The sequence below is a fragment of the Herbaspirillum sp. WKF16 genome, assembly GCF_028993615.1.
Taxonomy (GTDB): domain Bacteria; phylum Pseudomonadota; class Gammaproteobacteria; order Burkholderiales; family Burkholderiaceae_D; genus Herbaspirillum.
This window is the reverse complement of record NZ_CP118632.1, coordinates 106,324-119,432: the sequence shown is the minus strand read 5'-3', so window position 1 is coordinate 119,432 and position 13,109 is coordinate 106,324. Positions and strand designations below refer to the sequence as shown.

Below are 13,109 nucleotides of genomic sequence, written 5' to 3'. Positions count from 1 at the left end.
CTGCGTCAGATCTCCACCTTGGTCCCCAGCTCCACCACCCGGTTGGCCGGGATGTTGAAGAAGTCCGAAGGCTTGGCGCCGTTCTGGTACATCCAGGCGAACAGGCGCTCGCGCCACAGCGACATGCCCAGCAGCTTGCTCGGCACCACCGTGTCGCGCGCCAGGAAGAAGGAGGTGTCCATCAGGTCGAAGTGATGGCCGAACTGCTGTTCGGTGAGCGCCATCACGCGGTTCACTTCCGGCGTTTCCTTGAAGCCGAAGGAAGCGCGCAGCAGGTAGACGTTGCCGCCCAGGTCCTTCATGGTCAGGCGTTCGCTGTCGGCCACGTAGGGCACGTCCCAGATGCTGATCTTCAGGAAGAACACGCGCTCGTGCAGGATGCGGTTGTGCTTCAGGTTGTGCAGCAGCGCCACCGGCACGGTGGCGATGTTGCCGGTCATGAAGACCGCGGTGCCGCCCACGCGGTGCGGCGGGTGCGCCAGCAGGCCTTCGATGAAGGGCTCGATCGGGATGCCGTCGTCCTTGATGCGCATGCGCAGCAGCATGCGGCCCGAATACCAGGTCATCAGCAGGAAGAAGGCGGCGCCGCCGATCACCAGCGGGAACCAGCCGCCCTCGGTGAGCTTCAACAGGTTGGCCGCGAAGAAGGCGATATCCACGATCAGGAAGCAGCCGATGGCGATCACCACCGCCGGCATCCGCCACTTCCAGATGTGGCGCATCACCACGCCCAGCAGCATGGTGGTGATCACCATGGTGGTGGTCACCGCCACGCCGTAGGCGGCGGCCAGGTTGTCCGATTTCTTGAAGGCCAGCACCACGGCCACCACCACCACCAGCAGCATCCAGTTGATCAGCGGGATATAGATCTGGCCCTGCTCATCCTCGGAGGTGTGCAGGATGCGCATGCGCGGCACGAAGCCCAGCAGGATGGCCTGGCTGGTCAGCGAGAAGGCGCCGGAGATCACCGCCTGCGACGCGATCACGGTGGCGCAGGTCGACAGCAGCACCATGGGCAGCACCAGCGGCTCGGGCACCATCAGGTAGAACGGGTTCTTGATCGCGGCCGGATTGGCGATCAGGTTGGCGCCCTGGCCGAAGTAGTTGATCAGCAGCGACGGCATCACCGTGAAGATCCACGCATAGCGGATCGGCTTGATGCCGAAGTGGCCCATGTCGGCATACAGCGCCTCGGCGCCGGTCAGCACCAGCACCACCGAACCCAGCACGATGAAGGCTTGCAGCGAATGATCGGCCATGAAGCGCACGGCGTAATAGGGATTGATCGCCACCAGCACTTCCGGCGCCTTGGTGATGTTGTACAGGCCCAGCAGCGCCAGGGACAGGAACCACACGAACATCACCGGCCCGAAGAAGCGCCCCACCACGCTGGTGCCGTGGCGCTGGATCAGGAACAACCCGACCACGATGATGATGGTCAGCGGAATCACCACCCGCGCGGTCTGCGGCGCGGCGATCTCCAGCCCTTCCACCGCCGACAGCACCGAGATGGCCGGGGTGATCACCACGTCGCCGTAGAACATGCAGGCGCCGAACACGCCCAGCATCATCAGCAGCTTGGCGCGCGGCGAGCCCGAGAGCGCCGAGCGCAGCGACAGCGCCATCAGCGCCAGCACGCCGCCTTCGCCGTTGTTGTCGGCGCGCAGCACGAACAGCACGTACTTGATCGTCACCACGATGGTGATCGCCCAGAACAGCATGGAGATGATGCCCAGCACCGCGTCGGGAGAGAAGGCGATGCCATGGTCGGGGCTGAAACACTCCTTGAGCGCATACAGCGGGCTGGTGCCGATATCGCCGAACACCACGCCCAAGGCGGCCAATGTAATCAGGTGCAGTTTCTGCGAACGGAAGGAAAGATTCGGATTGGTGTGAGACGAACTCATCGGGCTCCCTTTGCTTCTTCAAATTGTTGCCGCCGGGGGCGCGGACCGGTTGCGGCGGGTCCGTCGCGGGTCTCCCTGCGGGCAGGAGGCGTACTTTATCTCACTCTACCTGCGGTGCGCTGAAAATGCCCGCGCCGTTGCGCCGCCGCCTCTGTGGTCCGCCGCAAAACTTGACAGCGCGGCAATGGGCCGGTTCCGGAATTGGCCCCGGCGACGGCGGCGGCCGATTGTAAAGACCGCGGCGCGGCCCTGGCCGCAAGGCCTGTGCGGCGTCTTCCGCCGCCGCTCCGATGCGAGCTGCGGCGCGGCTTTGCGCGCCATGCGATGGCCGCATATGGATATGCGGTAATCGAGTTTTTCTTTCTTACGGCTGCTTTATATACTCCGAACGAATAAAGAATCGCCATTTTTCATCAAGACGGTTCTAAGCGGGATCCGCGCCCTCACCCGCCGGCGCCGCCGGTCTTCCACCCAGGAACAGCACATCATGAAAACAGCTCGCCCCCAGCCGGGACGTCTCCGGCGGCTCATTACCCACACCCTGGCCGGCGGCCTGGCGCTGACGCTGCTGGGCGCCGCCGTTCCGGCGCAGGCCGAAGGCCAGCTGCGCATCGCCGAGCAGTTCGGCATCGTCTACCTGCTGCTCAACGTGGCGCAGGACCAGCAACTGATCGAGAAGCATGGGAAGGCGGCCGGCGTCGACATCAAGGTCGACTGGCTCAAGCTCTCGGGCGGCTCGGCGGTCAACGACGCGCTGCTGTCGGGCTCGGTGGACATCGCCGGCGCCGGCGTGGGGCCGCTGCTGACCATCTGGGACCGCACCTATGGCAAGCAGAATGTGCGCGGCGTGGCCTCGCTGGGCAACTTCCCCTATTACCTGGTGAGCAACAACCCGAACGTGAAGACCATCGCCGACTTCAGCGAGAAGGACCGCATCGCCCTGCCGGCAGTGGGCGTGTCGGTGCAGTCGCGCATGTTGCAGTACGCCTCGGCCAAGCTGTGGGGCGACGCCCAGTACAACAAGCTCGACAAGATCAGCATCGCCGTGCCGCACCCCGACGCCACCGCCGCCATCATCAGCGGCGGCACCGAGATCACCGGCCACTTCGGCAACCCGCCGTTCCAGGAGCAGGAACTGGCCGGCAATCCGAAGGCGCACATCGTGCTGAACTCCTACCAGGTGCTGGGCGGCCCGTCCTCGGCCACGGTGCTGTACGCCACCGAGAAATTCCGCCGCGACAATCCCAAGACCTACGGCGCCTTCGTCGGCGCGTTGGATGAAGCGGCCAAGTTCATCAGCGCCAATCCCGAGAAGGCGGCCGACATCTACCTCAAGGTCAACAAGGGCAACACCGACCGCAAGCTGCTGCTGCAGATCATCAAGAACCCGGAAGTGCAGTTCAAGATCGGCCCGCAGAACACCTACGGCCTGGCCGAGTTCATGCATCGCGTGGGCGCCATCAAGAACAAGCCGGCCTCGGTGAAGGATTACTTCTTCGACGATGCCCACATCCAGGGCGGCAGCTGACATGAGGCTCCAGAACGCGCTGCGCCGGCCGCTGGCGGCGGCGGCCCTGGCGCTGTGCATGGCCGCCGCGCCGGCGCAGGCCGAAGGCCGGCTGCGCATCGCCGAACAGTTCGGCGTGGTCTACCTGCTGCTCAACGTGGCGCAGGACCAGCAACTGATCGAGAAGCACGGCCGCGCCGCCGGCGTCGACATCAAGGTGGACTGGGTCAGGCTCTCCGGCGGCAACACCGTCAACGACGCCTTGCTGTCGGGCGCGATCGACATCGCCGGCGCCGGCGTGGCGCCGCTGCTGACCGTGTGTGACCGCACCTACGGCCGCCAGAACGTGCGCGGCGTGGCCTCGCTGGGCAATTTCCCGTTCTACCTGGTGAGCAACAACCCCAGGGTCAAGACCATCGCCGACTTCGGCGAGAAGGATCGCATCGCCCTGCCGGCGGTGGGCGTCTCGATCATGTCGCGGGTGCTGCAGATCGCTTCGGCCAGGTTGTGGGGCGATGCCCAGTTCGATCGCCTGGACAAGATCAGCGTCGCGCTGCCGCATCCGGAAGCAGCCGTCGCCGTCATCGGCGGCGGCACCGAGATCAACGCGCACTTCGGCAATCCGCCGTTCCAGGAGCAGGAGCTGGCCGGCAATCCGAACGCCCACGTGGTGCTCAATTCGTACGATGTGGTGGGCGGCCCGCTGTCGGCCACGGTGCTGTACGCCACCGAGAAATTCCGGCGCGACAATCCGCTGACCTACGACGCCTTCCTCGGCGCATTGGATGAAGCGGCCAAATTCATCAGCGCCCATCCCGAGAAGGCGGCCGACATCTACCTGAAATCCAACAAGGGCAAGACCGACCGCGCGCTGCTCCTGAAGATCATCAAGAGCCCCGAGGTGCAATTCAAGATTGCGCCGCAAAACACCTATGCCATCGCCGGGTTCATGCACCGGGTCGGCGTCATCAAACACAAACCCGCGTCGGTGAAGGATTATTTCTTCGACGACGCCCACATCCATGGAGGCAGCTGACATGCTGTTCACACGCACATTCCTGCCGGCGCTCGCCGCCGGCCTCATCACCTTCGGCCTGGCCGGCAACGCGCAGGCCGAAGGGCAGATCCGCATCGCCCAGCAGTTCGGCATCGGCTACCTGATCCTCGACGTGGTGCAGGACCAGAAACTGATCGAGAAGTACGGCAAGAAGGAAGGCGTCGACATCAAGGTCGAGTGGACCAGCCTGTCCGGCGCCACCGGCATGAACGAGGCCTTGCTGGCCGGCGCGCTCGACGTGGTCTCGGCCGGCGCGCCGCCGGCGCTGGTGCTGTGGGACCGCACCCGCGGCCGCCAGAACGTCAAGGCCATCGCCTCGCTGGGCTCGATGCCCAACTACCTGCTGTCCAACAATCCGAACGTGAAGACGGTCAAGGACTTCAGCGACAAGGATCGCATCGCGGTGCCGGCCGCCGGCGTCGGCTTCCAGTCGCGCACGCTGCAGATCGAGACCGCCAAGCTCTATGGCAAAGCCGACTACAAGCGCTTCGACAGCATCACCGTGAGCCTGTCGCACCCGGATGCCACCGCCGCGCTGATTGCCGGCGGCTCGGAGATCAACGCCCACTTCTCCAGCCCGCCGTTCCAGTACCAGGCGCTGGAGAACAAGAACGTGCACAAGGTAATCAGCTCCTACGACATCCTGGGCGGCCCGGCCACCTTCAACTTCCTGTACACCACGCAGAAGTTCCACGACGAGAACCCCAAGACCTATCGCGCCTTCTACAGCGCGCTGGTGGAAGCGGCCGAGTTCATCCGCAACAACAAGGCAAAGGCGGCCGACACCTTCATCCGCGTGCAGAAGTCCAAGCTGTCGCCGGAGTTCGTGCGCAAGATCGTCGAGGATCCGGAGATCAACTTCACCGTCTCGCCCGAGCGCAGCTTCGTCTATGCCGAGAAGCTGCATGAGATCGGCGTGCTGAAGAACCGGGCCTCGTCCTGGAAAGACTACTTCTTCGAGGAAGCGTATGCACAACCCGGCAGCTGAAACCGCGCAGGTGGCCGCGGCCGGCCCCGCGCCGCTGCTGCAGGTGGACCGTGTGAGCCTGCAGTACCGCACCTCGACCGCGGTGGTGCAGGCCACGCATGAGGTCAGCTTCGGCGTGCACCCGGCCGATCGCTTCGTGCTGCTGGGGCCCTCGGGCTGCGGCAAGTCCAGCCTGCTGAAATCGGTGGCGGGCTTCCTGCCGCCGGCTTCGGGCGAGATCCGCCTGGACGGGCAGTCGATCCGCCATCCGGGGCCGGACCGCATCGTGGTGTTCCAGGAGTTCGACCAGCTGCCGCCGTGGAAGACGGTGCTGGGCAATGTGATGTTCCCGCTGCTGGCCTCGAAGACCCTGGGCCGCCGCGAGGCCGCCGAGCGCGCCCGCCACTATCTCGACAAGGTCGGCCTGGCGCGCTTCGCCGACGCCTATCCGCACACGCTCTCGGGCGGCATGAAGGCGCGCGTGGCGATCGCGCGCGCCTTGGCCATGCAGCCCAAGATGCTGTTGATGGACGAGCCCTTCGCCGCGCTCGACGCGCTCACCCGCCGCAAGATGCAGGAAGAGCTGCTGATACTGTGGGAGGAGGTGCGCTTCACGCTGCTCTTCGTCACCCACTCGATCGAGGAAGCGCTGGTGGTGGGCAACCGCATCCTGCTGCTGTCGCCCCATCCGGGCCGCGTGCGCGCCGAGATCAACAGCCACCAGTACGACCTCTCCAGCCTGGGCGGCGCCGGTTTCCAGCAGACCGCGCAACGCATCCACCGGCTGCTGTTCGACGAAGGCGCGGCGCCCGCCCCGGCCGAGCAACCGATCAACTTCAGCGACGTGCGCTTCTCCTATTGAGCGCCGCGCCACAGGAATTGCACCATGAGCCTCACCCCTCCCGTTCGCGATGAATACGAACTGCCGCTGGAGCCGCTGCCCGGCCTGGCGCTTGAGCGCCAGTTCTCGCTGCCGCGCCGCATCTGGCAGCAGGGCTGGATCCGCAAGGGCGTGATCCTGCTGCTGCTGGCGCTGCTGTGGGAAGCCATCGGCCGCTGGCAGGACAACGACTTGCTGCTGCCGACCTTCGGCCAGACCGCGCAGGCCTTCGTCGATGGCCTGGCCAGCGGCGAACTGCTCAACAAGACCTGGCTGTCGCTGCAGGTGTTGCTCAAGGCTTATGTGCTGGGCATTGCCGCCGCCTTCGTGCTGACCACGCTGGCGGTATCGACGCAGTTCGGGCGCGACCTGCTGGGCACGCTGACCTCGATGTTCAACCCGCTGCCGGCGATCGCGCTGCTGCCGATCGCGCTGCTGTGGTTCGGCCTGGGCGAGGGCAGCCTGATCTTCGTGCTGGTGCATTCGGTGCTATGGGCGCTGGCGGTGAACACCTATGCCGGCTTCCTCGGGGTCTCCGACACGCTGCGCATGGCCGGGCGCAACTACGGCCTGTCCGGGCTCTCCTTCGTGCTGCAGGTTTTGGTGCCGGCAGCGCTGCCGTCGATCCTGGCCGGCCTGCGCATCGGCTGGGCCTTCGCCTGGCGCACGCTGATCGCGGCCGAGCTGGTGTTCGGCGCCACCAGCGGCAAGGGCGGCCTGGGCTGGTACATCTTCCAGAACCGCAATGAGCTCTATACGGACAAGGTGTTCGCCGGGCTGGCGATGGTGATCATCATCGGCTTGCTGGTGGAGAACCTGGTGTTCAACACGCTGGAGCGGGTGACGGTGAAGCGCTGGGGCATGCAGCGCTGAACGCGCTACAGCAGCGACATCTGGTTGGGATCTTCGCGGCGGCGGTTCTGCGCCTTGCGGCGCGGATCGATGGCCTGGCCGGCGTCGCGGCCCTCGGTGGAAATGCCCTCGATGGCCAGCAGCAGCTTCTTGGCGTGCAGGCCGCCGGCGAAGCCGGTGAGCTCGCCGCCGGCGCCGATGACGCGATGGCACGGCGCGATGATGGAAATCGGATTGCGGCCGTTGGCCGCGCCCACCGCGCGCACCGCCTTCTCGTTGCCGAGCTCGCGCGCGATCTGCAGGTAGGTGCGGGTCTGGCCGTAGGGGATGGCCAGCAGCGCGGCCCACACCTGCTTCTGGAAATCGGTGCCGTTGAAGTCCAGCGGCACGTCGAACGCGGTCAGCTTGCCGGCGAAATACTCGGCCAGCTGGCGCGCCGTCTCCAGCAGCACCGGACGCTGCTCATCGGGCGCCAGCTCGCCCAGGCGCACGCGGCCGGCGCGATCGTTCTCCCACAGGATCGCCGCCAGCTTGTCGCCGCGGGCCACCAGGGTGAGTTGCCCGACCGGTGAGTCGATGAGCTTGTATGCGTAGTCCATTGCTGCCTCCATGCGTCGAGGCCAACGATTCTACGCGCAAACGGCGCGCCGGTTTGCCGCGCTGACGATGCCGCCGCGCGCCGCCGGCTCAGGCCTGTTCGTCCAGCATGGCGCGCAGCGCCGCCTCGATCCCGACCACGCCGCGGCGCGCCTCGCGGCCGCCGTTGGCGAAGTCGATCCAGCCGGCATTGAAGCCGTCCACCATCTGCATGCGCGGCAGCGGATTCTCCATGCCCTGGCTGCGGAAGATGACTTCCCATTGGGCGCGCGGCACGACATCCACCTTCACCTCGCGCCCCAGCAGGCGCGCCAGGGCCGCCGCGATATCGTCCGGACTGGTGCGCTGCGGGCCTTCCAGCTGCACCACGCGGCGGCCCGTCCACTGCTCTTGCAGCAGTTCGGCCGCGGTGCGCCCGACGTCCATGGTCGAGACCATGGCGATGGGGCGCGCGGCCGGCTGCAGGTAACTGGCGATGGCGCCGGCGCGGGCGGCGTCGATGTCCCAGCGCGCGTTCTCCATGAACCAGGCCGCGCGCAGGAAAGTGACCGGCAAGGCCAGGCTGGCGAACTGCTCTTCCATGATGCGCAGCTGGTTGAGCAGGTTGGGCCGCTCGGCGTCGGCGCCGATGGTGGACAACGCCACCACCCTCTTCGGCCCCGCCATCTCCAGCGCCTCGCGCACCGCCGCGATGACGCGGCGGGCGGCCGGGAAGCCGGGCTTGGGATCGAAGGCCGGCGGCAGCAGGATGAACACGCCCTCGACGCCGCTGAAGGCCCTGATCATCGCCGGCACATCGGTGAGTTCGGCCAGCGCCACCTCGCAGCCCTGGCGCGCCCAGTGCTCGCCCTTCGCGGCGTCGCGCACTACCGCGCGCACGTCGCGGCCGGCGGCCAGCAGATGGCGGGCCAGCGTGCCGCCGACTTGTCCTGTGATTCCGGTAATGGCGTACATGTTGCGCTCCTTGTCGTGAATTGAGCCCGCCGGACGGCGAGGCATGGAGCGCATTCTGGGCGTCGGCGACTGGTTTTGCGATATCATCTCGGTCACTTCATTGATGATCATTGGTCATCAATTATTTATTTTGGAGAGACGCCGGCATGGCATTCGACGAACGCATGATGAACGGCATCGGCGTACTGTGCGCCATCGTCGACAGCGGCAGCTTCGCCGCCGCCTCCGAGCTGCTGGACATGACGCCCTCGGGCGTGAGCCGCTCGGTCGCCAGGCTGGAAGCGCGGCTGGGCATCCGCCTGTTCGACCGCACCACGCGCTCGATCACGCTGACCGACGAGGGGCGCCGTTTCCACGCGCAGGTGTCGCCGTTGCTGGCGGCGCTGGAAGAGGCCGCGTCCTCGGCCCAGGAGGGCCGCGGCACGGTGCGCGGGCGGCTGCGCGTGAATGTCGATCCCTTCTTCTCGCGCATGGTGCTCAGCCCGCGCCTGGGCGCCTTCCTCGAGGCCCATCCCGGGTTGAAGCTGGAGCTGGTCACGCGCGACGAACTGGGCGACATGGTCGCCGACGGCTACGACCTGGCGCTGCGCTTCGGCCAGCCGGCGGCCTCGACCCTGGTGGCGCGCAAGCTGATGGACTGCCGCATCGTCACCATCGCCTCGCCCGGCTACCTCAAGCGCCATGGACGCCCGGCCAACCCGCGCGCGCTGCAGGAACCCGGCCACACCTGCATCCTGTTTCGCGACTCGCGCAGCGGCCGCCCCTTCAGCTGGGAATTCATCCGCGGCAAAAGGCGCATCGAACTGGACATGGAGGGCCAGCTCACCGTCAGCGACGGCGGCTCGCTCTACAGCGTGTGCCTGTCGGGCTATGGCGTGGCGCAGGTCTTCGACCTCGGCCTGCAACCCATGCTGGACGACGGCCGCCTGGTCGACCTCTTCCCCGACTGGCCCGACGAGCGCTTCCCGCTGTATGCCCTGTATCCCTCGCGCCACCATCCGCCGGCCAAGGTGCGCGCCTTCCTCGACTTCGTGCTGGCGCTGCAGAAGTAGGCCCGGCGGCCGGGCTACAGGTATTCGCCGCGGAACTTCGAGCGGCGGCTGATGACCTGTCCCGCCACCATGAATTCGCCGCCGCCCTTGTAGTGCACCGTCTTCGGGTTCTTCGGCGTGCGCGCCACGTGCGCCCGCACCACCTCGAAGATGAAATAGTTGTACTTGCCGATGAGCCTGCCGTCGTGCAGCCGGCACTCGAAGCTGGCGTGGCACTCGCCGATCAGCGGCGCGCCGACCTCCGCGGCCGGCAGCGCCGTCAGCCCGAAGCGCTCGAACTTGTCGACCTCGGCGCCGCTACAGTTTCCGATGCCCACCACCTGGTCGATCAGCCCGACCGTGGGCAGGTTGATCACGCATTCGCGGCTCTTGCGAATCAGTTCGAAGCTATGGTTGCCGGCCGCGATGACGCAGCCCAGCAGCGACGGCGCGAACTCCATGACGGTATGCCAGCCCATGGTCATGATGTTGCGTTGCTTGCGGTAGGCCGACGACACCAGCACGATGGGGCCGGGCTCCAGATAGCGGCGGATCTGGTGGACCGGAAAGTCCTGCCTGGCGGGCAGGCGGGCGGCGCGGGGCATGGATTCTCCTGATGACGATGGGGATTGGAAAATGACGCGGGGCGCCCTCCCAAAGGAAGGCGCCCCGTCGGTTGCGGAAGAAGACGCGGAGGCGGCGTCGCGCTCAGATAGTCAGCACCGAGTGGCCGCCGTCATTCAATGCGTCATAACAACGGGTGCAGACGCGGCAGAACAGGTGCGAGCGCTTGACATGGCGGTGGCGCAGCACCAGTTGCAGGGCCACGCCTGCGCAATGCGGGCAGGCCTCGCGCATGGGGCCGACCGGAACCACGTCGGCGGCCAGGAAACCCTTCTCGGTCATGACGCCCTCGACGACGTCGCGCGGATCCAGTTCGACCAGCGACAACAACAGCGGCGAATTGCGATGCTCATAACGGGTAGCGCGCTGGCCGGACGGCGGCGCGAACGGCGGTGGCGGGGATGGCCTGACATCCGGATGCCGGGTTGCAATGCTCATTAGTGTCTCCTTTGGTGAGAACGGCAGAAGCTGGTTTGATTGCTGCTAGCGGGAGGCTTGCGTGGGCGGGGAACCGACGGGCCCGGGTGTCGCTTTCCACTTCGGCGGGAAATCTCAGGCTGCGGTGCGACGGAAAGTTCACTCTAGTCGTCCCGTAGCCGGACTGCAATGGCGCCGGCGAGAGAATTTTTCAATCGGCGGCGCGATGCGCATACAGGGGCTCTAATTGTCGATTTGATACGGCGGCAGCCCGGGCGCTGCGTGCCGCGCCACGAGCGGAGCGCTATCCGGCTGCGGCTCGCGATAGCCGGCACAAATTAATGGATGGATTTTTCGATGAATGCAAACCCGGCGCATACCGGCATTGCTTTTGCGTCATCCGGCCGGGTCGGATGAGGGATACGCTACAAAATGGCGCAATGCCTCTACAATCCTTGCATGACTACACTCAATGACATCGAAGCAGCCGCCCGCCGGCTGCAAGGCCAGATCCTGGAGACGCCCTGCGTGGAGTCGCGCACGCTGTCGCAGATCGTCGGCGCCCAGGTATTCCTCAAGTTCGAGAACCTGCAGTTCACCGCCTCCTTCAAGGAGCGCGGCGCCTGCAACAAGATGGTCGACGTCGCCGCCAGTCCCGACGGCAGCCGCGGCGTGGTCGCCATGTCGGCCGGCAACCATGCCCAGGGCGTGGCTTACCACGCGCAGCGCCTGGGCCTGGCGGCCACCATCGTCATGCCGCGCTTCACGCCGGGCGTGAAGATCGAGCGCACGCGCGGCTTCGGCGCCAACGTCGTGCTGCACGGCGACACGCTGGAAGCGGCGCGCGCCCACGCCTACGAACTGGCGGAGAAAGAGAAGCTCACCTTCGTCCATCCCTACGACGACGAGGCCATCATCGCCGGCCAGGGCACGGTGGCGCTGGAGATGCTCAAGGCGGTGCCCGACCTCGACACGCTGGTAGTGGCCATCGGCGGCGGCGGCCTGCTGGCCGGCATGGCGGTGGCCGCGCGCGCCATCAAGCCGGAGATCGATATCGTCGGCGTGCAGACGCGCCGCTTCCCCACCATGTTCAACGCGGTCAAGGGCACCGACCATCCGGTCGGCGCCAGCACCATCGCCGAGGGCATCGCGGTCGGCACGCCGGGCACGCTGACGCGCGCGGTCATCGCGCGCGAGGTCAACGACCTGCTGCTGGTGGACGAAGGCGACATCGAGCAAGCCGTGCTGATGCTGCTGGAAATCGAGAAGACCCTGGTGGAGGGCGCCGGCGCCGCCGGGCTGGCGGCGCTGGTGCGCTACCCCGACCGCTTCCGCGGCAAGCGCGTGGGCCTGGTGCTCTCGGGCGGCAATATCGATCCGTTGCTGCTGACGGCCATCATCGAGCGCGGCATGGTGCGCGCCGGCCGCCTGGCGCGCGTCAAGGTCAGCTCGCGCGACGTGCCGGGCACCCTGGCCAAGATCACGGGCATCGTCGCCGAGGCCGGCGCCAACATCGACGAGGTCCACCACCAGCGCGCCTTCACCTTGCTGGCGGCGCAGAACGTGGATATCGAACTGGTGCTGCAGACGCGCGGCCGGCCGCACCTGGCGCAGGTGCTGCAAGCCTTGCGCGCGGCAGGGTTCGAGGCCGAAGAGCTGCACTAGGCCGCAGCATCTCGTGCAGGTAATTTATTGCCTGCTGCTACCCGTCCTGCCGCCGGCATTCCCCTATGATGGCGGTTTAGCTTTATTTGAAATACCAACAGCCACGATGCAAGATACCGATAGCAACAACGACACCCTTTCCCCGGACAACGAGGCAATCCACGATGATCGCCTGTGGCGTGACGAAGGCTGGACAGCGCGCGTGATCAAGAACGAGGACGACGACGGCTGGGCGGTCGAGATGAGCCGCGACGGCGAACGCGAACCGGCGTTGATCGGCCCCTGGACCATGGGCCGGGACAAGAAGAATCCCAAGCCGCTGGACAAATCCGCCTTCAACACCCTGGTTAAGACCGCGTCGGAATTCGTCCGTCGCAGCGAACAGCAACTGCATGCGCAATTGCACAAGCACGTCACCATCGACACCGCCGAAGGCCGCATCAAGGTCACGCTGGACATTATCCCGGACGACGACTTCCCCTATGCCGACCTGAGCGCATGGGACGAGATGGGCGACATGCTGGCCAAGGTGCAGACTGCGCCGAACTACAAACTGGACGCCGACAGCGCGCAACGCTGGGTGGCAAGCGGCTATCGCAGGCCCGGCTGAGAATGCGCGGCGGGTCGCGATGGACAGCAAAGCCGGCGCCG

13 protein-coding genes are annotated in these 13,109 nt (G+C 66.4%); 8 read left to right on the top strand and 5 right to left on the bottom strand.

Features of this window, described 5'->3' with window-relative positions; all coding sequences use genetic code 11:
• Positions 1 to 5 precede the first annotated feature (5 nt).
• Positions 6 to 1,907 carry a potassium transporter Kup gene (locus Herbaro_RS00465; RefSeq protein ID WP_275011904.1) on the bottom strand — a complete coding sequence of 634 codons (1,902 nt, stop codon included), beginning with the start codon at positions 1,905 to 1,907 and terminating at the stop codon, positions 6 to 8.
• A 487-nt stretch (positions 1,908 to 2,394) separates the two neighbouring features.
• Here Herbaro_RS00465 and Herbaro_RS00460 point away from each other — a divergent pair, with 487 nt between their 5' ends.
• Genes Herbaro_RS00460 through Herbaro_RS00440 form a run of 5 tightly spaced genes read left to right on the top strand, consistent with a single transcriptional unit; the run spans position 2,395 to position 7,191 of the window.
• Entirely contained in the window at positions 2,395 to 3,435 is a 1,041-nt protein-coding gene (locus Herbaro_RS00460) for an ABC transporter substrate-binding protein (RefSeq protein ID WP_275011903.1), read from the top strand.
• Position 3,436: 1 nt separating this feature from the next.
• Entirely contained in the window at positions 3,437 to 4,450 is a 1,014-nt protein-coding gene (locus tag Herbaro_RS00455) for an ABC transporter substrate-binding protein (protein WP_446719294.1), read from the top strand.
• Between the two features lies 1 nt (position 4,451).
• Positions 4,452 to 5,459: an ABC transporter substrate-binding protein gene (locus Herbaro_RS00450; RefSeq protein WP_275011902.1), complete on the top strand. Its 1,008-nt coding sequence runs from the start codon at positions 4,452 to 4,454 to the stop codon at positions 5,457 to 5,459.
• Positions 5,440 to 6,300 (top strand): ABC transporter ATP-binding protein, encoded by an 861-nt coding sequence (locus tag Herbaro_RS00445; protein ID WP_275011901.1) that lies wholly within the window; start codon positions 5,440 to 5,442, stop codon positions 6,298 to 6,300. The genes Herbaro_RS00450 and Herbaro_RS00445 overlap by 20 nt, the downstream gene beginning before the upstream one ends.
• Before the next feature lie 24 nt (positions 6,301 to 6,324).
• Positions 6,325 to 7,191, top strand: a complete 867-nt coding sequence (locus Herbaro_RS00440) for an ABC transporter permease (RefSeq protein ID WP_275011900.1) — start codon at positions 6,325 to 6,327, stop codon at positions 7,189 to 7,191.
• 5 nt (positions 7,192 to 7,196) lie between these two features.
• Here the strand turns inward: Herbaro_RS00440 and Herbaro_RS00435 are convergent, their stop codons facing one another.
• Complete coding sequence (locus Herbaro_RS00435; protein ID WP_275011899.1) at positions 7,197 to 7,769, bottom strand: methylated-DNA--[protein]-cysteine S-methyltransferase; 573 nt, start codon at positions 7,767 to 7,769, stop codon at positions 7,197 to 7,199.
• Positions 7,770 to 7,857: 88 nt separating this feature from the next.
• Positions 7,858 to 8,721 (bottom strand): NAD(P)H-binding protein, encoded by an 864-nt coding sequence (locus tag Herbaro_RS00430; RefSeq protein WP_275011898.1) that lies wholly within the window; start codon positions 8,719 to 8,721, stop codon positions 7,858 to 7,860.
• Positions 8,722 to 8,867: 146 nt separating this feature from the next.
• On the opposite strand from Herbaro_RS00430, the gene Herbaro_RS00425 reads away from it, so the two are divergent.
• Complete coding sequence (locus Herbaro_RS00425) at positions 8,868 to 9,773, top strand: LysR family transcriptional regulator (protein ID WP_275011897.1); 906 nt, start codon at positions 8,868 to 8,870, stop codon at positions 9,771 to 9,773.
• 14 nt (positions 9,774 to 9,787) lie between these two features.
• Here the strand turns inward: Herbaro_RS00425 and Herbaro_RS00420 are convergent, their stop codons facing one another.
• A complete protein-coding gene (locus Herbaro_RS00420; protein ID WP_275011896.1) occupies positions 9,788 to 10,357 on the bottom strand; it encodes a flavin reductase family protein in 570 nt (189 codons plus the stop codon).
• Between the two features lie 103 nt (positions 10,358 to 10,460).
• A complete protein-coding gene (locus Herbaro_RS00415; protein ID WP_275011895.1) occupies positions 10,461 to 10,814 on the bottom strand; it encodes a hypothetical protein in 354 nt (117 codons plus the stop codon).
• Between the two features lie 438 nt (positions 10,815 to 11,252).
• Here Herbaro_RS00415 and Herbaro_RS00410 point away from each other — a divergent pair, with 438 nt between their 5' ends.
• Positions 11,253 to 12,458: a threonine ammonia-lyase gene (locus Herbaro_RS00410; RefSeq protein ID WP_275011894.1), complete on the top strand. Its 1,206-nt coding sequence runs from the start codon at positions 11,253 to 11,255 to the stop codon at positions 12,456 to 12,458.
• A 106-nt stretch (positions 12,459 to 12,564) separates the two neighbouring features.
• Positions 12,565 to 13,068, top strand: coding sequence for a hypothetical protein (locus Herbaro_RS00405; protein ID WP_275011893.1), 504 nt, complete (start codon positions 12,565 to 12,567; stop codon positions 13,066 to 13,068).
• Positions 13,069 to 13,109: the final 41 nt, after the last annotated feature.